The following is a 19,463-nucleotide window of genomic DNA, read 5'->3' as shown; positions in this document are numbered from 1 at the left end:
ACCGTCACTGCACCAGATAGGGTTTGCGGAAAGGTTTTGTTTGCCGACCAAACACATCGTCGGATGGGAAATCTCCCATTAGATAAGGATGCATGCCCTGGTTCTTGAGGTTTTGCAGGAACTTTCCGAACCCGGACAAGTCAACCATGGTGGGCACTTCTGTCAGGTGGCTGGCCTGATTTGCACCGATCTCGTCCAGGATCGTCTGCAACGGATCCATCGGCGATTCAATGAAATCAGCCAAAGTCCAGTTGCGCATACGGGCTTTGGTCCAGACCGAGGTCATCACCTCAAGCTGTTTGGTTTCAATCTGCTGCAACCGCGCGGCTTCACATCGGATTTCCGAAAAGTTCAGGTTTGACCGAAACAGTGGAATTGCCCACGCCCCAGTGATAATCGAAATCTGAGCATTCTTGTCACGTGCGAGAAGCCAGTTGATTTCCTGTGTGTCCCGAGGGCTGAACTGAAAACACTGCCGTTCACCCCGCGTGTTCCAGATCAAACTAGACAGGAAAGCTGTGGGGTTATAGTCGCGCAACGATGCGCAATCGCTTAGGGCCCCGTTTGTTATGGTTTCGCCCTGTGCAAATTCGGCCCGGTCGGGTCCAAACAGATGGCCATGGACCTTTGTGCCTGTGGCCGTTGCTAGCCAGGTTTCGAAATCCTCAAACAATTCAGAAAAACCCTGAAACACGGAATAGGGCGAAGATGTCAGGCCGTTTTCGCTGCCATGTCGTGGAAAGCGGCTTTGCATATACAGTCCGTCGCGCCCACGTGTTCGTCTTTCAACGGCTTTCGAGAATATGCGATCAATCTTGCCGGGGTTGGGTTCTGCCGGTTTCATAGCGCTGGTCTGGTCCGTCAGAAACGCCTGATACAACCGCTCTGCCTGAGGCCAGATTTTGCGGGCGACAAAGCAATCCGAGCGTCGCAACAATTGGAGGTGGTCGTCGTAGAAAATATGCGGGCGGCCCTGATAGTCGAACTTGGAAAGGGTTAAGGACCGGCTTTCTATATGTGTGGAATACTGCCGGGCCAGGGTTTGGAAATAGCTTTCGTCCGGGATCCAAACATGACGGAAATACAGGTCATACTGCTTGCGCTTGGGGTCCTGAAGAATAGCCGACAGCGTTTGGCGGGTAAGGCACCACCACTGGCTGCCCATATGTGGCACCAACCCGTCGGGAATGCGCCTGCGATACCCCACCGCACGTTGCAGCCTGACGTAAGCGTCAAAAAGCTTGCGTTGTTTGCGCCAGGAAAACGGGAACCTCAGGGTAAATCGCTCATGGTCCAGCCCTCCAATCGTCCAGCTGACGTCGGATGTTGTCGCGCTCTCGATAAAATCAACACGGGGTCGGTCGGCCAGGTAATCGATCAGTTCCTGAACGGGCCGCAACGGCAGGCAGGCCCCTGAGGACAGAAACACATGCCGTACGTCTGGGAATTGGTCCAGCATCACCTCGGATGCGCTTTGTGAGGCGGCAACGATGCCCCATCCCCCCCAATCGCACTTGTGGCGTTCAGAAAACACAATCTTGGGATCGTTCGAGCAGGACGCTTTAAAGCGCGTATAGACACCGTCGGCTACTTTGCGGTCCACATGGATCACGACCGGGCATCCTGCGGCCGTCCAGTGACGCGCCACCTGTTCCGCTCGGTCCAGCGAAGTATGGACCAACATGACGATGCCCAGACCGCTCATGCCCAGTTTCCCTTGGACATCAGGCCCAGAATCTCAAGTTGCCTCCAGTTTATGTATGCCTCGGACCATTCGCACCAGAAAACCGGCTTTTCCTCTAGCTGCGCAGCGTAGGCTTTGTATTCACCCGAACCGCGATAATGCTGACCACGTTCCAGTTCCTCGCGTGCCTTGTCGCCAAGGGTGTTGATCAGTTTGGCATGAAGCAGGGACCCGCTGGCTTTTTCTCCGCCCCATTCGTCATAAACCTGGTTCAATCCACGGGGTAAAAGTGAATGTGTCGAGCTGACATAGACATACCGCCGATCCCATTTGACCAAGGGAATCTTGTTCAACGCCGGAGCCTTGGATGGGTTTTCTCGGAAAAACACGCGCGCCCTGGGGCCACCTTGAATCCAAAGGTTTTTGTAATCCGGGTTTTTGGTGATCATGTAGTTCCCGGGATCGAACCAACGCGCGATTTCGAACGGGTCCTGACCTTCTCGGTAGGGTTCGGCATCGACAGGACCTTCAGGGTACATGTCGATCAACATGGTTCCAAAACTGCGCACGGCGCTGCCATCCAGCCAATCCGTCAAGGCACGGATCGGGCGGGTATCGCAATACGGATAGATGAAGAACTCGTCTGGATCGACGGTCAGAACCCAATGACCATGGGCGTATTTGCGCAGGATATAGTTTGACCAGTCCAGACCATATCCCGCGCGTTTGTAACTGGTTGTTGTCCGCCAAACCGACACGTCGGCCTGTTCTTTCAGGAACTCAAAGCTTCCGTCATCGCTGTTGTTGTCGACGAACAGAAAGTGGTCGATGCCAAGCTTGCGGTAATATTCCAGAAAAAAGGGCAGGCGGATTTTTTCGTTGCGGATAACGCTCATCAACAGGATGTCGTCGCGCCGAATTGCTGATGTGTTGACGCTGGCAGGTTTGAGTTCACGGCGTCGCCTGAGGCAACGCAAAATACGGCGCTTGCGCCGCAATCTCATTTTGTAGGACTCAAACAGGCTCACGTGACTGCCCAACCCTTTTTATAACGCGAGCTTTCCCCGACCTCGTCTTTGTTGGTGGCACGACAAGGCATTACCGGTTTATGCCACTTTTGCATCTTCTGAGGCAACAATTTAGAACCCAGTAAAGGTAAACGTGTCGTTGACCGATGCGTTTTCATTACCGGACCCAGCCTTGATCTGACATTAGCCCCAATCCTTGCAACTGTGCCCAGCCAGTGTATTGCACCGATTGTGGTGTCCACATGTCCGGTTGATTAAGGATGCCGTCATAATACGCGCCGAATTGGTTCGGATCATGAAAGTGCTGGCGTCGTCGCTTTTCGGATCTGGACTTTTCAACAACCCCGGGCAGGAATTTCGTGTGAAGCAACACCCCAGAAGGCGCCGAACCGCCCGGCCCGTCATACGCGTTGTTCAGGTGGCGCGGCAGGGCGGAATGGCATGAGTTCACATATGCATAGCGTCGCGACCAGCGCATCAGGGGGAGTTTGTTCAGTGTCGGTGACCGTTGCCGGGTCGTGCTGAAAAACATCCGTTCCCGAACCCCACCCTGAACCCAAAGATTGCCCATCGGGCTTTGTCTTTGGGCGCGATAGGGGCCGGCATCGAACCAACACAGCAGATTTGTTGGGTCGGTATCTGGATCATAGGTGTCACGGCCCAACGGACCTTTGGGATAGAGGTCCAGCATCAACGCGCCAAAACCCACCCGGCCTTGTTGGTCCAACCAGGCCGTCAAATCCTGCAGGGGCCGGGTATCGCACTGGGAATAAATCAACAGTTCATCCGCATCGACCATCAGACACCAGTGATTGTGCCCATATCGCATCTGAAGCCAGGTTAGCCAATCCAGTCCAAACCGAGATCCCCGATAACTGGAGTAGGTTTGCCAGACAGATACATCTGGTTGATCCAGCAAAAGCTCAGTGGAACCGTCATCGCTGCCGTTGTCGACGATCAGAAAATGACGCACACCCAATTGACGATAGTGACGAAAGAACCAGGGCAGGCGGGTAATCTCGTTGCGCAAGGTGATAAAGGCCAGCACATCGCCCGCGTGGATTTCGCGGGTTTGGTCTTTCAGGCACGCCAATTGGTGCCGACTGCGCAAGGACCGCCACAGCAGCCGTCGACGTTTCCAACGCAGCAGATACTTTTGCCGCCAACTGATCAGGGGCAGGTTCTGCAGGGAGTCGGAGGTCACGGACGGCTCATTTTTCGTAATGGCCGTTCTGATGCCAGCGCCAGGCGTCCGCTATCATCGTCTCTAACGTTGAGCGTTTTGGCGTCCATCCCAGTTCGGTTTCGGCCCGCACAGAGCCCGAGACCAGCTTGGTGCAATCGCCCGCCCGACGCGGCCCGGTTGAATAAGGCACGGGGCGATTTGTGACAGATTTGGATTGCTCGATCACCTCAAGCACGGAAAATCCCGATCCGGTGCCCAGGTTGAAGACACGGCTTTCCTTGCCTTGTTCCAGCCAGTCCAATCCCAGCACATGCGCGTCGACCAGATCGCAGACATGTACATAGTCGCGGATACATGTGCCGTCGGGTGTGTCGTAATCGGTGCCAAAGACGGTCAGGCCCTCACGCTTTCCGTCAATCGCATCCAGCATCAGGGGGATCAGGTGGGTCTCGGGTCGGTGGAATTCGCCCACCTCTCCTTCCGGGTCTGCCCCGGCGACATTGAAATAGCGAAAGATGACATGGCGCAGGCCGTGGGCCGCTTCGAAATCATTCAGAATGTCCTCGATTGCGCGTTTTGAGGCACCATAGGCGTTCAGAGGATACTGCGCAGTGGATTCATCCAGAACCACGTTGTCATGCTCGCCATAGGTGGCGCATGTGGATGAGAACACGAAATCCAGGCACCCGGCTGCAACCGCAGCTTCGATCAAGGTCAACGAACCCGTGACGTTGTTTGACCAATACAGCCCGGGCTGGCGCATTGCGTCACCCACTTGGCTGAGGGCCGCAAAGTGCATTACCGCGGCTGGTTTGTGTTTGGCAAACACCTGATCCAGACGGTCCCGGTCCAGCAGGTCGCCTTGCTCAAACGGTCCGTATTTCACCGCATCCTGCCAACCTGTGACCAGGTTGTCGTAGGTCACCGGGACGTAGCCTGCCTTCGCCAGCGCCTTGCACGCGTGCGAGCCGATATACCCGGCGCCGCCAGTTACGAGGATAGTTGTCATTGTGCGTCCTTTGGAACCAAATTGCTTGTATAAAAGATGTGGGGGCCGCCGGATGTCATGGGGAAAATTGGTTACTCCAGCCCCATCGCCGCCATCATCTCTTCAATTTTGGGCACGTCCTGCGGGTTGTTCAGCTCCCAGAACTGGCGCCCTTTGGCTTCGACCTCGACACATAGGACCTTGCGGCCGTTCTCCATGAACCTGAGTTGCTCCAGCCCTTCCAGTTGTTCCAGGGGGCCAGTGGGCCAGCCTGGATATGCCGCAAGCGCATCGGGCCGATAAGCATATACACCCACGTGATGAAACACTGGGGTCGGTTCGTCGCCCGCATAGATCTGCGATGTAAACGGTACGACCTCTTTCGAGAAATACATCGCGCTGTGATCGCGCCCGAATACGGCCGTTGTCCCACCAACACGGTCATGCTTACGGTCGTTCAGCAGACTGTTCAGCGCGTCGCCGTCGCAGCGCAGAACGGGTGTCGCAACACCGGCATCTGGTGCGGCGCGCAAACCTGCGATCAGGTCTTCGACAAACCAGTGCGGCGTCAGCGGTGCATCGCCTTGCAGGTTGACCACGATATCATGCCCACCCCCCAGAATTTCATGCGCTTCGGCACAACGTTCGGTGCCATTCTGACAATTCTCAGAGGTCATGACCACTTCGGCTCCAAACCCCTCCGAGACCTCGCGGATACGGTCGTCGTCCGTTGCAACGACCACCCGATCAACGCCCGACACAGACTTGGCCGCACGCCAGGACCGTTCGATCAACGTCATAGCCGTACCTGTGGCACCAGATAGCGGCACCAATGGTTTGCCCGGATAGCGGGTCGAAGCGTATCGGGCAGGGATGGCAATCAGAACAGACATCAGGCTTCCTTCAGTTCAACACCCGGAGCGTAGGCGATAAAAAACGGGTTGGCATATCCTTCTTTGCCATAGAGCAGCGGCGAATGGTCGTCAAAACGCACAACCCGGCCACCGGCGCCAGCCAAAACCGCGTGGCCCGCTGCGGTGTCCCATTCCATTGTGCGCCCAACGCGCGGGTAGACATCCGCCTCACCTGTCGCCACCAGGCAGAACTTGAGAGACGACCCGGCGCTTTTGCTGTCCTTGGTCTGGTATTTGTTGATGTAGTCCTCGGTCGCCTGATCCCTGTGGGATTTCGAAGCCACCAGAAAAAGTGCAGAATTGTCCGGTTTAGAGACTGATATTTCAGTCAGCACACCGGGTGTGTCCTTGTCAAACGCGCCTGTTTCCTCGACCGACCGGCCGTCAGCTTGCGTATAGAACATACGCCCCCGTGCTGGCGCATACACCACGCCACGCGTTGGCGTGCCATTTTCAACCAGCGCAATGTTGACGGTAAAATCACCACGGCGGTTGATGAATTCCTTGGTGCCATCCAGTGGATCCACAATCAGAAAAGTATCGCCTTTTTCCGAGTGTGACGCGGCCTGCTCTTCAGTAACCAGCAGGATGTCTGGGAAAGCTGCGCGCAAACCGGCGGAGATCAATGCGTCCGCAGCCTCATCCGCTTCGGTTACCGGGCTGGAGTCCGATTTGACTTTGACATCAAAATCATCCGCCTCATAGATCTCCATGATCTTGTCACCTGCTTCTAGGGCCAGACGTCGGATGACCGGGATAAGCGCGTCGTAAGTCACAAAAATGCTCCGTTCCTGTGGTTTGTTGATCCAAACTCATGACCGACTTATGATGCGGCGGTTACGGAACGGCAAGATATTCATGCCAGATTGAGGGCGGCGAGGCAGGAAAGACCTTCGAGTGTATTACTTCAAGCGTAATCAATCGCTGCTGGGCGGCGCGTTTACAACTGCTGAACTGGTGTTCCATGCAGTCGTCAGGAACGTACGCTCGCAACATCCGAATGCGGTGATCGCAATTCTGATGAACATCGTGCAGCTGGTTGTGATGTGCATGGTGTTCTACCTGCTCATAACGCTGATGGGCCGGGGTGGCATTGCCAAGATCAGGGGTGAATTCCTGCTGTATATCTTGTCCGGCGTCTTTCCATTCATGATCCACATACAGTCGATTGGGGCAATCTCGGGGGTTGGTGCTGCCAACAACCCAATGACGCTGCATTCACCAATGAACGTAATGGTTCTGATCTTATCGGCCGCTTTCAGCACTCTGTACAAGCAGGTGATGGCGATGTTCGTCCTTCTGTTCATATACAGTGTCGCGGTCGCTCCGTTAGAGATTGAGAACCCTGGTGGCGCCTTTGGTATGGTGCTGCTGGCGTGGTTTACGGGGTGCGCGATCGGACTTGTGTTCATGGCCATCAAGCCCTGGTTCCCGAAAACTGTTTCCATGCTGACGAATATTTATCGGCGGATGAACATGATTTTCTCGGGAAAGATGTTTGTCGCAAACACTATGGGTGGTTGGTTGTTGATGATGTTTGCGTGGAATCCGCTTTTCCACATCATCGATCAATGTCGCGGCTTCATTTTCCGCAACTACTTCACCCGTAATACCAGTTGGGAGTACGCGGTGTGGGTTGGGATCGCCCTTTTGATGATCGGATTGATGGGTGAGTTCTTTACGCGCCAGCATGTTTCGCAAAGCTGGAACGCCCGCCGTTAACGCGCCACCCGCAATGTCAGATTGATCCGCCCGCCCTTGGGCAATAAGCGCGACGATCCGAACCTGATCCGGTCCACCCCGTGATATGCCAACCGTGCGGGCCCACCCATAACGACCACATCCCCCGAGCTCAGCCAGATCGACTCGGTCTTGCCGCCGCGGGTCGTGTTGCCAATGCGAAACAGGGCGTCATCGCCCAGAGAAACTGACAACACGGGCCAGGAAAAATCAGCCTCGTCCTTGTCCTGATGCAGGCCCATCTTTGCGCCTTCGCCATAGTAATTGACCAAACAGCAATCCGGTTCACGTTCCGTACTGACCAAGTCATGCCAGATACCCAAAATACTGTCGGGAATGCCGGGCCAAACTCCGCCCTTGGGATGCTGTTCCTGATAGCGATAGCCTGCCTTGTCTGTCACCCAACCCAAATCCCCGGCCGATGTCATACGCACCGACATTTCTTTGCCCGAAGGCGTAACGGGGCGAAACAAGGGTGCCGCTTTCAGAATCGGTCGCAAATCGGCAATGACCTGCGTCTGAGCGGCAGGATCCAGATAGCCTTTTCTGATATCGAACCCACGCAAAACCAGCCGCGCCATTCCGGAAACCCCAATCCTTTCCAAATCCTTGCCAAAAAAGGCCACAGATTCCCGAAAACCTGCCTTTTACGGTGCTTGCAGGCCCTTGGTCTGGCCCTTATATACGCCGGGACGCGCGATGGTAGTGCTGTCGCGCACATCAGATCGGGGACAGGATGCCGTAACGGGTCCGGTTCTCGGGACATCGCCTTGAAGAGAAAGGGATTGCAAAAATGGGAAAAGTAATCGGGATTGACCTCGGTACCACCAACTCGTGTGTGGCCATCATGGACGGCTCGCAGCCGAAGGTCATCGAAAACGCTGAAGGGGCGCGGACCACGCCCTCGATCGTCGCCTTCACCGAAGATGAGCGACTGGTCGGTCAGCCTGCAAAACGTCAGGCGGTCACCAACCCCGACAACACGATCTTTGGCGTCAAGCGTCTGATCGGTCGTCGCGTGGATGATGCTGAAGTCGAAAAAGACAAGAAAATGGTGCCGTATGCCATTGTTGATGGCGGCAACGGCGACGCGTGGGTCGAAGCCCGCGGCGAAAAATACTCTCCAAGCCAGATCTCGGCCTTCACTCTGGGTAAGATGAAGGAAACGGCTGAAAGCTATCTGGGTGAGGAAGTCACGCAAGCGGTCATCACCGTACCGGCCTACTTCAACGACGCACAACGTCAGGCCACCAAAGACGCCGGTAAAATCGCTGGTCTGGAAGTGCTGCGGATCATCAACGAACCGACAGCGGCTGCTCTGGCCTATGGTCTGGACAAGGAAGAAACCCAAACCATCGCGGTGTATGACCTTGGTGGTGGTACCTTCGACGTGACCATCCTGGAAATCGATGACGGCCTGTTCGAGGTGAAGTCGACCAACGGTGACACCTTCCTGGGTGGTGAAGACTTTGACATGCGCATCGTCAACTACCTGGCGGATGAGTTCAAAAAGGAACACGGCGTCGATCTGTCCCAAGACAAGATGGCGCTGCAGCGTCTGAAAGAAGCTGCTGAAAAAGCCAAGATCGAACTGTCGTCGACCTCGCAGACCGAAATCAACCAGCCGTTCATCTCGATGGGTTCGAACGGTCAGCCGCTGCACATGGTCATGAAACTGACCCGTGCCAAGTTGGAATCGCTGGTTGCGGACCTGATCAAGAAGTCGATGAAGCCTTGCGCCGCTGCTCTTAAAGACGCCGGCCTGTCGGCTGCTGACGTTGACGAAGTTGTTCTGGTCGGTGGTATGACCCGGATGCCGAAAGTGATCGAAGAGGTCACCAAGTTCTTCGGTAAAGAGCCGCACAAGGGTGTGAACCCGGACGAAGTGGTTGCCATGGGCGCCGCCATTCAGGCCGGTGTTCTGCAAGGCGACGTCAAAGACGTTGTTCTGCTGGACGTGACCCCGCTGTCGCTGGGCATCGAGACGCTGGGTGGCGTGTTCACCCGCCTGATCGACCGCAACACGACGATCCCGACCAAGAAGTCTCAGGTCTTCTCGACCGCCGAGGACAACCAGAATGCCGTGACCATCCGCGTGTTCCAGGGTGAGCGTGAAATGGCTGCGGACAACAAGATCCTGGGTCAGTTCAACCTCGAAGACATCCCACCGGCACCGCGCGGTATGCCTCAGATCGAGGTGACGTTTGACATCGACGCCAACGGTATTGTCTCGGTTTCGGCCAAAGACAAAGGCACCGGCAAAGAGCAGAAGATCACCATCCAGGCTTCGGGCGGTCTGTCCGACGAGGATATCGAAAAGATGGTCAAGGACGCCGAAGAGAACGCGGAAGCCGACAAGGAACGCCGCGAGCTGGTCGACGCAAAGAACCAGGCGGAAAGCCTCATCCACTCGACCGAGAAGTCGATGGAAGAGCATTCCGACAAGGTCGACCCGACCACCATCGAAGCCATCGAGCTGGCGATTGCCGCACTGAAGGACGAGTTGGAAACCGAGAATGCCGACAAGATCAAGTCGGGCATCCAGAACGTCACCGAAGCGGCCATGAAGCTGGGCGAAGCCATCTACAAGGCGCAAGCCGAAGAGGGCGAAGATGAGCCTGCCGCCGCAGATGCCGCACCGGGCGATGATGACATTGTCGACGCCGAGTTCGAAGATCTGGACGACGACAAGCGTAAGTAACGGGTAACCGGGCCAATCTGGGCCGGTCCGCTCGCCGGGCCGGCCCGATTACGTTGAGGCAGAAGGAAACACTGATGTCAAAACGCGACTATTACGATGTGCTCGGCGTAGCCAAGGGTGCATCGGCGGACGAGATCAAAAAAGGTTTTCGCAAGAAAGCCAAAGAGTTGCATCCCGACCGCAACAAAGACAACCCGGATGCCGAGGCGCAGTTCAAGGAAGCGAACGAAGCCTATGACGTGTTGAAGGACGCCGAGCGCAAGGCCGCTTATGACCGTTTTGGCCATGCCGCTTTTGAAAACGGCATGGGCGGCGGCGGGCGTCCCGGCGGCGGCTTTGGTCAGGGCGACTTTTCCAGCGCGTTCTCGGACGTTTTCGATGATCTGTTCGGCGATTTCATGGGCGGTCAACGCGGTGGTGGCGGCGGGCGTCGTGCCGCGCGCGGATCAGACCTGCGCTACAATCTGCGCGTGACGCTGGAAGAGGCGTTCTCGGGCCTGCAGAAAACCATTAACGTCCCTACCGCTGTGGCCTGTTCGTCCTGTGACGGAACCGGCGCTGAAGGTGGCGTTGAACCGACAACCTGCCCCACCTGTTCAGGCATGGGTAAGGTGCGGGCGCAACAGGGCTTCTTTACGGTCGAGCGCACCTGCCCGACATGTTCAGGGCTGGGTCAGATCATCAAGAACCCCTGCAAATCCTGCCAGGGATCAGGTCGTGTCGAAAAAGACCGTGCCTTGTCCGTCAATATCCCGGCTGGTGTTGAAACCGGAACACGGATTCGGCTGGCTGGCGAGGGCGAAGCTGGGATGCGCGGTGGTCCTCCGGGCGATCTCTATATCTTTGTCGAGGTCTCTGACCACAAGCTGTTCGAACGCGACAGCGTAAACCTCTATTGCCGGGTTCCGGTCAGCATGGCCAAGGCGGCGCTGGGCGGTTCGATCGAAGTGCCGACCATTGATGGCGGACGGGGGCGTGTCCAGATTCCGGCAGGCAGTCAGTCAGGTCGCCAAATGCGCCTGCGTGGCAAGGGTATGCCCGCGCTGCGTGGTGGTGGCGTTGGTGACATGTTCATCGAACTGGCGGTGGAAACTCCGGTCAACCTGACCAGCCGCCAGAAAGAGCTGCTGCGTGAGTTTGAGGACCTGGGCGAAGACAACCACCCGGAATCCAAAAGCTTTTTCTCTTCCGTCAAATCCTTCTGGGACGGAATGAAAGGCTGAGACTGAGGCGGCGATTGCCGCCTCTTTTACGTTTTGGCAGTTGTGAAAACCAACACGACACGGTGTCGTTTGGCGCTATCTGGTTTCCAGCCAATCCATCAAACGCATCGACCAGATCGCCGTTCCCAAACCTGCAACCTTGAACGGGCGATAGGACATGGTTCGCACAGGGGTTGTTGGAAAGGTCAAAGACTCAGGGTCAGCGCCCAAGGCACGCTCTGCCAGAACACGGCCCATCACATGTGACATGGCAACGCCGCGTCCGTTGTATCCTAGCCCGATTAAAAGACCCGGCTGAGGTTCATGCAGGTGGGGCAGGTGGTCGTCTGTTACCGCAATGCGCCCTCCCCAGCGATGGGACCAATTGGCACCTTTCAACTGAGGGAAAACGCGTTCGGCGTCTCGTTGAAGCCAATCGAAACCGCCCAAGTTGCCTGCGCCATCCACACGCCCCAACCCACCGTAAACCAACCGATTGTCCGGCTCTCGCCGTGCGTACATGATGATACGTCGGCTGTCCGAGATCGTGTGTCCCTGCGGCAGGATCGAAGCGATGACGTCTTCCGGCAACGGGTCTGTTGCGATCTGAATCGGGGTCAGGGGTAAGATGCTGTTGGGTAGTTTCGGCACCAGCGGGCCGGTATAGCCGTTGGTTGCAACAGTCACAGTGTCGGACGTGACCGACCCGTGATCCGTGCGCAGTTGCCACTTGCCGCCTACCTTGTTCATCGAGGTGACAGCGCTGTTTCCGAAAATTGAAACGCCACGTTGTTGGGCAGCACCTGCGACTCCTTGCGCCAGCATCATTGGCTGTACCGCGCCGCCGCGTGGGGTCACGACGCCACTGGAATAGGCAGTTGTGCCTGATGCGATTCGCAGATCATCCCCGCGCAAAATCTCCATTCCTGCGCCAAAGTCGTTCCAGGCTTTCACATCTGCCTCGGCCTTGCGCAACGCCCGGTCATTATGCAGCACGCGCAACCACCCTTTTTGCCGGGCCTGGCACGGGATTTGATAGGTGTCGATCAGGGTAAACAATTCGTCTGCGGAATTCAGCGACGCTTCGGTCAGGCGTTCAAAATATGTCTGTCCAAGCATACGCCGTAAGTCTTTGGGCGAGTTGAAGGGCAGCATCGGATTAACCTGCCCGCCCGTGCGACCCGAAGCACCCCAGCCGACGTCACCGGCATCAAGCACAACAACAGACGTTCCTGCTTCGGCAAGGGCCAGCGCTGCACGCAGGCCAGTAAAGCCAGCGCCTATGATGACCACATCCGCCCGCAGATCGCCGGACAATTGCGGACTGTCGAGCTTCTTTGGTGCCGTGGTTGCCCAAAGCGAATTTGGCCGTGTCGCCACGGCGGGCGGCGTTGCAAGCATTTTACTCTCGCATTACGGAACATTTATTCCATTATTCGATAGTAAAACTCAGGTCGTCAAGCCGAAGTTTTCGGGTGCTTCACCTCCGATCTGGTCGCAGATCTCGGCGGCGGTTTGTTTCAGCAAGTTGAGATTTGCGCGCAATTCGTCAGGTGTGTTTTCTGCCGTCAAAGTCCACATTGACAAGCAGGCGGCTACTTTACCCTGTTCATTCCAGATCGGGACGGACATGCCCATGACCTGCAGGAACTCTTCTTTGACGACCATCGCGTAACCCTGGCTTCGAACGACATCAAGATCCGCTTCAAGCTCAGGCAGGTGGGTTCTGGTGAACTCGGTGAACTTTTCCAACCCAGATGACCCCAGTACGGAATTGCGCTGCTTTTCAGTCATAAACGCCAGGAAAACCTTGCCTGCGGCGGTGCAATGTAGCGGCGCGTGGTCACCTGTTCGCGCAGCATATCGAATCGCGACATGGTTGGACGTTCGCAGGTACAGAATGGTATCGCCATCCAGAACGGACAGCGCAATGTTCATACCGGTCACTTCGCTGAGGCGGTCAACGGGTTCGGCGACAACTTGCTGAAGATCGGGGTGGCGGAACCCTGCACGCGCCCATGCCTGAAACCGCGGCCCGGGTTTGTAGGTTCTGCCGGTTTTCTCATACTCGACCAGACCTTCGCTTTGCAGAACGGCAAGGACGCGATGGCACGAACTTTTGACAAAGCCCGTCTGTGCGACAATGTCTGAAAACACCATCGGCCGTTTCGCATGGGTTAGGACATCCATGATCCTTGCGCATTTTGCGACGATGGAACTGTCTGTGGGTCTTGCCATACCTGATCTCACATCTACTACATTGCAGAACTACGACGAGATTTTGTTCATTTCAAGCTTTTGAGCGCTTGTTTATGTATAGTTGAACAATAAACAGTTGACGGAAAGAACGCGCACTCTCTAGTGTTTTATTCCAGAACAACTGTTCTGCACCACGATAGAGCGAAGGGCTTCAAGGTAAGCGGTGTGCAAAAGACTCGGCACCGTGTCGCAAGACGCAACCAACGCTCCCTCAAAAGATAAAACGGCGGTTCGCGCTGAAAACAAAAAGTGACCCAACCGGAGGATACTATGAAGAAGACACTCGCTACTCTCGCCGCGACCAGTGTGCTTGCACTGACAAGCCATGCGGTACTTGCGCAGGATCTGGAAGAAATCACAGTCGCATACTTCCTGGAATGGCCCCTGCCCATGCTGGAAGCCAAAGCCAACGGAACCTATGACGAAGCGCTTGGCCTCAAGGTCAACTGGGTGAGTTTTGAAACCGGCACCGCGATGAGCGCGGCGATGGCTTCGGGCGACGTACAGATTGCGGTCAGCCAGGGCATTCCGCCTTTCGTTGTTGCCGCATCCGCCGGCCAGGCGATTCAGGTGGTTGATGTCGCCGTGACGTATTCCGAGAATGACAACTGTGTCGTGTCGGAAGCGCTGGAGATCGACAAGGAAAACGCCAGCGAACTGGCGGGCAAAAAGGTCGCTGTTCCGCTGGGTACAGCTGCGCATTATGGCTTCCTGCGCCAGATGGATCATTTCGGAATCGACTTGGCCAGCCTTGAAGTTGTCGACATGGCCCCGCCTGAAGGTGCGGCAGCCCTGAGCCAGGGCGCGGTTGATTTCGCCTGCGGATATGGCGGCGGTCTGTCCCGTATGAAAGAACACGGGAACGTTCTATTGACTGGTGCCGAGAAAGAAGAACTGGGCATTCTTGTGTTCGACGTAACCTCGTCCCCGGAAAGCTTTATCTCGGAAAATCCGGAACTGGTCGCACAGTTCCTGCAGGTAACTGCAGATGCAAACGAGCGCTGGAACTCGGGTGCCGGCGGTGATGCGATGCTTGAGGTTATTGCCAAGGAATCCGGCATGGACCTTGATGGCGCACGCGCCGCTATTGGGACAATGGGCTTCCCCAGCATGGATGATCAGCTGTCCGAGAAATGGCTGGGCGGCAATGTGCAGACCTTTATGAAGGGTGTGGCCGACGTGTTTGTCGAAGCCGGCAGCATCGACGGTGCGCTGGACAGCTATGCCAACTCGGTCAACACTGAACCGATGACGATTGCCGACGGCAAGTAACAGAGTCCGGCGTGGCGCATTTCGATGCGCCCGCCGGTGCTGACCCGGCAATTGGGCGCGCCGCCCGCGCGTGAGGGCGCCTGTATCAAAGAGAGACGGATATGACAGGTTTATCCATCGAAAACATCTCTATGCGCTTCGACCTGCCCAATGGAACGGCAGTGCAGGCGTTGAAAGATGTCACGTTGCATCTGAACGAAGGCGAGTTGATGAGCGTGCTGGGCCCCTCGGGCTGCGGCAAGACCACACTGCTGAACATCGTTGCGGGTTTTCTGGCCCCGACCGAAGGGCAGATTGTGATGAATGGCCACACGGTCACTGGCCCTGATGCCGAGCGTGGCATGGTGTTTCAAAAAGGCGCTTTGTTCGAATGGATGAGCGTGCGTGACAATGTAAGTTTTGGTCCCCGGATGAAGGGCCAGAAGGAAGCGCAATACGCGGCCGAAGTCGATCATCTGCTTGAGGTCGTGGGCCTTCAGGACTTCAAGGAAAAGGCGATCTATGAATTGTCTGGCGGGATGCAGCAGCGTGTGGCGCTGGCGCGATGTCTGGCCAATGACCCCGATGTCATCCTGATGGACGAACCGCTGGGTGCGCTGGACGCGCTGACCCGTGAAAAAATGCAATCGCTGGTTTTGAAACTTTGGAAAGAGACCGGCAAGACTATCATCCTGATCACCCACTCTGTCGAAGAGGCGCTGCTGCTGGGTGAGCGTCTGTTGGTGATGGCACCTAGACCGGGGCGCATTCACAAGGAATATCGCCTTCCCTTCGCAGATATGGGCGTCGACCAGGATCTGCGTGAGGTCAAGAAACACCCTGACTTCGCCACCAACCGCGAAGAGATTCTGGGCATGATCTGGGACATGGAAGAAGAAATCATGGGTCGGACGGAGGCAGCGCAATGATCCCCATTCTGATCTATATCGCGATATTCATCGGCGCTTTCTTTGTGGTCAAACTGGTGACTGCAGGCACAGACCGCCATGATTTCACATCTCTAAAGACGGTCACCTTTGGCGATGAAAGCGCCGTTGTCTCGGATCGTAAGGCGTCAATCATCTCAATCATCGCCATCTTCGTGCTATGGGGCGCATTCACCGGGTCGGCCTTGTTGCCGTCGTTCTTGCACGCGCCGGGGCCGTATGTCGGAGAAGGTACGTTCACCTACACGGTGGAAACGGCAGATGGTCAGACCGATGACGCCACGGTGACGGTAATTGTACACCCTGCGGACGCACCGGTGGACGAACCCGAGGTCGCACCCGGCGACGGATTTGCCAAAGACGATGCCGTAGTGGTTCAGGCTTATCGCAGCAAACTGGCCCGTCTTGACCGAAATGATGAGGTCGGCCGCGACGAGGGGGCCAAGATCGTTGCTGTGAATGGTCAGCCGATTGAACCGGGTGGCGTCGTGAACACCGATTTCGGCCGTGTGGTCATGTCGCAGCGTGGCACACTCAATATTGACCCGGACAAAGGCTGGCAGATGGAACCGATCTGGCTGCCCGCACCGGAAAACGTTTTCGAACGGCTGGGCGAGATTGCCAGCGAAGGCTTCCGGAACTTCACCCTTTGGGAGCATCTGGGCTATTCGCTGTTCCGCGTGATCGTGGGCTTCCTTCTGGGATCGCTTGTGGGCATTCCGTTGGGATATGCAATGGGCCTGTCCAACTGGTTCCGTGGATGGTTCGACCCGATCGTCGAATTCATGCGCCCGGTTCCGCCGCTGGCCTTGATCCCGCTGGTGATCATCTGGGCCGGGATTGGTGAGGGCGGCAAGATCATCCTGCTGTTCCTGGCGGCGCTGTGGATCATGGCGATTGCGGCCCGTTCTGGTGTGTCCGGCGTGAACATCTCGAAGGTACACGCGGCCTATTCCCTTGGGGCGTCAAAGTGGCAGGTGATGCGCTATGTGATCATCCCCAACTCGCTGCCCGAGATCTTCACCGGTGCGCGGGTTGCGATGGGCGTCTGCTGGGGCACGGTTGTTGCTGCAGAACTGGTCGCTGCTGAAAAAGGGGCTGGCATGATGATCATGGTTGCCTCGAAATTTCAGAACACCGACATCGTGATCATGGGTATCATCCTGATTGGCGTCATCGGCTTCGGTATCGACATGCTGATGCGCTGGGCCGAACGTGTTCTGGTGCCCTGGAAAGGTAAAAGCTGATCGATTTGAATCAGACGTCAACGCGCGTCTGATTGCTTTTAGACCGATAAAAGGCGCGGTTTCCCGGTCCCGGGTGCCGCGCCTCTTTCATTGTGCGCCTGCCGCCCTGCTATGCGTGTGACAAAACGGGTCAGCGATATATCCAGTTTGCAGGCTGATTACGCCCAATTGGCTCTTGCGTTTGGCGTCGGCGGCTGAGATTGTCTGCGCCAACCGTTGGGGTGCCCTGATCGCAGGGCTGAGAGGCGCGGCTGCGCTAACCCATCGAACCTGATCCGGGCAATTCCGGCGTAGGGAACGGTCTTATGAATGCAGACAGTTTTCCTACATCGTTGCCCAAAGAAGATGGAGCGACGACATGGCTGCAATTGCCTTGACCATTGCGGGATCCGACAGCGGCGGCGGTGCCGGGATACAGGCCGATCTGAAGGCCATGTCAGCACTTGGTGTTTTTGGGGCCAGCGTGATCACCGCTGTCACCGCACAGAACACACAGGCCGTCACAGCGGTGCATGGTATCCCTCTGGACGTGATCGAGGCGCAAATTCACGCAGTGCTGGGCGATCTGGACGTCAAAGCCGTAAAGATCGGTATGCTGGCTACACCCGAGATCATTCAATCCGTTGCCAAGGGGCTGGCTGACTTTCAAGGCCCCATTGTTCTGGACCCGGTGATGATCGCCAAGTCCGGTGACGCCTTGCTGGCGCAAGAGGCAATTCAAACCTTGCGCGATATGCTGTTGCCGATGGCGACGGTTTTGACCCCAAATCTGCCCGAAGCCGCTTGCCTGTTGGATGCACAAGAGGCCGAAACGCCCGAGGAGATGGCCGCTCAGGGTCAGGCTCTTTGCGCCTTGGGTGCGCGCGCTGTGGTGATGAAAGGCGGTCATGGTGCGGGCGAGGTGTGTCATGATTTGCTGATCGACCCGACAGGTATCGTGGCAGAGTTTCTGGCCCCGCGCCTGAACACCAAAAACACGCATGGGACCGGATGCACCTTGTCATCCTCGATTGCCGCTGGTTTAGCAAAGGGTCTGCCTTTGAAGGAGGCCGCTGCGCAGGCGCATGAATACCTGCAAGGCGCGATTGGACGCGCAGATGAGCTGAACGTGGGTTCCGGGCATGGTCCGGTGCATCATTTCCATCAGGTCTGGCCCAAGTGACCGTCTGGTCTGTCATAGGAGCCGGGGTTGCCGGTCTGGCCGTCGCCAGCGAACTGGTGTCGCGCGGCGCGAAGGTGCAGGTGTTTGATCCCGGCGGCCCGCCTGGCCCGCACGGGTGTTCGTGGTGGGCCGGGGGCATGCTGGCCCCCTGGTGTGAATATGAAAACGCGGAAGAACCGGTGCTGAGACTGGGTCAGCAGGCAATCGACTGGTGGGCTGGTCGCACACAGGTACAGCGGTGCGGTACGCTGGTTGTCGCCAATACACGAGACCTGCCCGACCTGCGCAGGTTTGCGCGCCGGACTGAGGCGTTTGTTGATGTAGATCGCGCGAAACTCACTGAGTTAGAGCCTGACCTACACGGGTTTGGGAAGGGCCTGTTCTTTGACCAAGAAGCTCATCTTGACCCCCGTCAGGCGTTGCAGGACCTCTATCGAGGTCTGAAAGATCAAGGGGTGGAGTTCCACCGGAAACTGGCCCCAGCACAACTTGGAAACGCAATCGACTGCCGCGGCTTGCACGCGCGCGAATATCTTCACGATCTGCGGGGCGTGAAGGGCGAGATGCTGGTCGTACGCTGCCCCGACGTGACGCTGAACCGTCCTGTGCGCCTGTTGCACCCTCGAATGCCGCTTTACATCGTGCCGAGGGGCGATGGCATCTACATGCTGGGTGCGACCATGATCGAAAGCGAAGACAGCAGCCGCATCACGGCCCGGTCCATGCTGGAACTGCTCAGCGCGGCTTATGCCCTGAACCCGGCCTTTGGTGAGGCTGAGGTGCTGGAAATCGGCGTCGACCTGCGCCCCGCCTTTCCCGATAATTTGCCCCGCATCCGCCGCTTGGGCAGGACAATCTATGCCAACGGGCTTTATCGACACGGTTACCTGCTGGCCCCGGCGTTGGCGCAGGGTGTGGCGGATCTGGCGTTGGACAACACACATTCGGAGATGGTCGATGAAGATCGTGCTTAACGGAGAGGCGCGGGACGTACGCGCCGAAACCCTGGCCGAGCTGCTGGACGAATGCGGCTTCACTGGCCGCGTTGCCACCGCAGTGAACGAGGATTTCGTGCCGTCCAGTCTACGCATTGCGCACGAACTGGCCGATGGCGACCGGGTCGAAGTTGTTGCACCGATGCAGGGAGGGTGAGC

At 56.9% G+C, this 19,463-nt stretch carries 18 protein-coding genes and 1 riboswitch; of the genes, 9 read left to right on the top strand and 9 right to left on the bottom strand.

Going from position 1 to position 19,463, the window contains the following annotated elements; translation table 11 throughout:
• Positions 1–4 precede the first annotated feature (4 nt).
• From GS646_RS16970 to cysQ, 6 genes are all read right to left on the bottom strand, one after another.
• A complete protein-coding gene (locus tag GS646_RS16970) occupies positions 5–1,705 on the bottom strand; it encodes a beta-1,6-N-acetylglucosaminyltransferase (protein WP_171184624.1) in 1,701 nt (566 codons plus the stop codon).
• On the bottom strand, positions 1,702–2,688 hold the full coding sequence (locus GS646_RS16965; RefSeq protein ID WP_171184799.1) for a glycosyltransferase family 2 protein: 987 nt from the start codon (positions 2,686–2,688) through the stop codon (positions 1,702–1,704). Before GS646_RS16965 ends, GS646_RS16970 begins: the two co-directional genes overlap by 4 nt.
• 181 nt (positions 2,689–2,869) lie before the next feature.
• Positions 2,870–3,916 (bottom strand): glycosyltransferase family 2 protein, encoded by a 1,047-nt coding sequence (locus GS646_RS16960; RefSeq protein ID WP_171648193.1) that lies wholly within the window; start codon positions 3,914–3,916, stop codon positions 2,870–2,872.
• A gap of 7 nt (positions 3,917–3,923) precedes the next feature.
• Positions 3,924–4,907 carry a UDP-glucose 4-epimerase GalE gene (galE, locus tag GS646_RS16955; RefSeq protein WP_171092869.1) on the bottom strand — a complete coding sequence of 328 codons (984 nt, stop codon included), beginning with the start codon at positions 4,905–4,907 and terminating at the stop codon, positions 3,924–3,926.
• A gap of 71 nt (positions 4,908–4,978) precedes the next feature.
• Positions 4,979–5,779, bottom strand: a complete 801-nt coding sequence (locus GS646_RS16950; RefSeq protein ID WP_171092871.1) for a manno-octulosonate cytidylyltransferase — start codon at positions 5,777–5,779, stop codon at positions 4,979–4,981.
• Complete coding sequence (gene cysQ, locus GS646_RS16945) at positions 5,779–6,576, bottom strand: 3'(2'),5'-bisphosphate nucleotidase CysQ (protein ID WP_171648195.1); 798 nt, start codon at positions 6,574–6,576, stop codon at positions 5,779–5,781. The genes GS646_RS16950 and cysQ overlap by 1 nt, the downstream gene beginning before the upstream one ends.
• Before the next feature lie 121 nt (positions 6,577–6,697).
• Between cysQ and GS646_RS16940 the strand changes: the two genes are divergently transcribed.
• A complete protein-coding gene (locus tag GS646_RS16940; protein WP_171184616.1) occupies positions 6,698–7,522 on the top strand; it encodes an ABC transporter permease in 825 nt (274 codons plus the stop codon).
• Here the strand turns inward: GS646_RS16940 and GS646_RS16935 are convergent.
• Positions 7,519–8,121 (bottom strand): alpha-ketoglutarate-dependent dioxygenase AlkB, encoded by a 603-nt coding sequence (locus GS646_RS16935; RefSeq protein ID WP_171184614.1) that lies wholly within the window; start codon positions 8,119–8,121, stop codon positions 7,519–7,521. The genes GS646_RS16940 and GS646_RS16935 overlap by 4 nt on opposite strands.
• A 212-nt stretch (positions 8,122–8,333) precedes the next feature.
• On the opposite strand from GS646_RS16935, the gene dnaK reads away from it, so the two are divergent.
• Positions 8,334–10,241, top strand: a complete 1,908-nt coding sequence (gene dnaK, locus GS646_RS16930) for a molecular chaperone DnaK (RefSeq protein WP_171092878.1) — start codon at positions 8,334–8,336, stop codon at positions 10,239–10,241.
• Between the two features lie 74 nt (positions 10,242–10,315).
• On the top strand, positions 10,316–11,464 hold the full coding sequence (dnaJ, locus tag GS646_RS16925) for a molecular chaperone DnaJ (RefSeq protein WP_171092880.1): 1,149 nt from the start codon (positions 10,316–10,318) through the stop codon (positions 11,462–11,464).
• Between the two features lie 75 nt (positions 11,465–11,539).
• On the opposite strand, the gene GS646_RS16920 is transcribed toward dnaJ, so the two are convergent.
• Both GS646_RS16920 and GS646_RS16915 read right to left on the bottom strand, forming a co-directional pair.
• On the bottom strand, positions 11,540–12,844 hold the full coding sequence (locus tag GS646_RS16920; protein WP_171184612.1) for an FAD-binding oxidoreductase: 1,305 nt from the start codon (positions 12,842–12,844) through the stop codon (positions 11,540–11,542).
• 48 nt (positions 12,845–12,892) lie between these two features.
• Positions 12,893–13,681 carry an IclR family transcriptional regulator gene (locus GS646_RS16915; protein WP_171184610.1) on the bottom strand — a complete coding sequence of 263 codons (789 nt, stop codon included), beginning with the start codon at positions 13,679–13,681 and terminating at the stop codon, positions 12,893–12,895.
• Positions 13,682–13,972: 291 nt separating this feature from the next.
• Between GS646_RS16915 and GS646_RS16910 the strand changes: the two genes are divergently transcribed.
• The 6 genes from GS646_RS16910 to thiS all read left to right on the top strand — a co-directional run bounded on the left by GS646_RS16910 (position 13,973) and on the right by thiS (position 19,461).
• Positions 13,973–14,974 (top strand): ABC transporter substrate-binding protein, encoded by a 1,002-nt coding sequence (locus GS646_RS16910; protein ID WP_171184608.1) that lies wholly within the window; start codon positions 13,973–13,975, stop codon positions 14,972–14,974.
• Positions 14,975–15,075: 101 nt separating this feature from the next.
• Complete coding sequence (locus GS646_RS16905) at positions 15,076–15,882, top strand: taurine ABC transporter ATP-binding protein (RefSeq protein WP_171092888.1); 807 nt, start codon at positions 15,076–15,078, stop codon at positions 15,880–15,882.
• Entirely contained in the window at positions 15,879–17,147 is a 1,269-nt protein-coding gene (locus GS646_RS16900; protein WP_171648197.1) for an ABC transporter permease subunit, read from the top strand. The genes GS646_RS16905 and GS646_RS16900 overlap by 4 nt, the downstream gene beginning before the upstream one ends.
• A 207-nt stretch (positions 17,148–17,354) precedes the next feature.
• Positions 17,355–17,461, top strand: a riboswitch (TPP riboswitch).
• Between the two features lie 44 nt (positions 17,462–17,505).
• Positions 17,506–18,309, top strand: coding sequence for a bifunctional hydroxymethylpyrimidine kinase/phosphomethylpyrimidine kinase (thiD, locus tag GS646_RS16895; RefSeq protein WP_171184605.1), 804 nt, complete (start codon positions 17,506–17,508; stop codon positions 18,307–18,309).
• Complete coding sequence (gene thiO, locus GS646_RS16890; RefSeq protein WP_171184603.1) at positions 18,306–19,283, top strand: glycine oxidase ThiO; 978 nt, start codon at positions 18,306–18,308, stop codon at positions 19,281–19,283. Before thiD ends, thiO begins: the two co-directional genes overlap by 4 nt.
• Positions 19,267–19,461: a sulfur carrier protein ThiS gene (thiS, locus tag GS646_RS16885; protein ID WP_171184601.1), complete on the top strand. Its 195-nt coding sequence runs from the start codon at positions 19,267–19,269 to the stop codon at positions 19,459–19,461. Before thiO ends, thiS begins: the two co-directional genes overlap by 17 nt.
• Positions 19,462–19,463: the final 2 nt, after the last annotated feature.

It is taken from the genome of Ruegeria sp. HKCCD4315, assembly GCF_013112245.1.
Classification (GTDB): Bacteria; Pseudomonadota; Alphaproteobacteria; order Rhodobacterales; family Rhodobacteraceae; genus Ruegeria.
The sequence above is the reverse complement of the archived record's forward strand: the minus strand, read 5'-3'. Positions and strand labels throughout refer to the sequence as shown.

Bases quoted from the DNA above. Each gene is read 5' to 3' on its own strand.
- GS646_RS16915 (WP_171184610.1), bottom strand. From the start codon at position 13,681: ATGGCAAGACCCACAGACAGTTCCATCGTCGCAAAATGCGCAAGGATC.
- GS646_RS16965 (WP_171184799.1), bottom strand. From the start codon at position 2,688: ATGAGATTGCGGCGCAAGCGCCGTATTTTGCGTTGCCTCAGGCGACGC.
- GS646_RS16905 (WP_171092888.1), top strand. From the start codon at position 15,076: ATGACAGGTTTATCCATCGAAAACATCTCTATGCGCTTCGACCTGCCC.
- thiS (WP_171184601.1), top strand. From the start codon at position 19,267: ATGAAGATCGTGCTTAACGGAGAGGCGCGGGACGTACGCGCCGAAACC.
- galE (WP_171092869.1), bottom strand. From the start codon at position 4,907: ATGACAACTATCCTCGTAACTGGCGGCGCCGGGTATATCGGCTCGCAC.
- GS646_RS16970 (WP_171184624.1), bottom strand. From the start codon at position 1,705: ATGAGCGGTCTGGGCATCGTCATGTTGGTCCATACTTCGCTGGACCGA.
- GS646_RS16920 (WP_171184612.1), bottom strand. From the start codon at position 12,844: ATGCTTGCAACGCCGCCCGCCGTGGCGACACGGCCAAATTCGCTTTGG.
- dnaK (WP_171092878.1), top strand. From the start codon at position 8,334: ATGGGAAAAGTAATCGGGATTGACCTCGGTACCACCAACTCGTGTGTG.
- GS646_RS16935 (WP_171184614.1), bottom strand. From the start codon at position 8,121: ATGGCGCGGCTGGTTTTGCGTGGGTTCGATATCAGAAAAGGCTATCTG.
- dnaJ (WP_171092880.1), top strand. From the start codon at position 10,316: ATGTCAAAACGCGACTATTACGATGTGCTCGGCGTAGCCAAGGGTGCA.
- GS646_RS16900 (WP_171648197.1), top strand. From the start codon at position 15,879: ATGATCCCCATTCTGATCTATATCGCGATATTCATCGGCGCTTTCTTT.
- GS646_RS16950 (WP_171092871.1), bottom strand. From the start codon at position 5,779: ATGTCTGTTCTGATTGCCATCCCTGCCCGATACGCTTCGACCCGCTAT.
- GS646_RS16910 (WP_171184608.1), top strand. From the start codon at position 13,973: ATGAAGAAGACACTCGCTACTCTCGCCGCGACCAGTGTGCTTGCACTG.
- thiD (WP_171184605.1), top strand. From the start codon at position 17,506: ATGGCTGCAATTGCCTTGACCATTGCGGGATCCGACAGCGGCGGCGGT.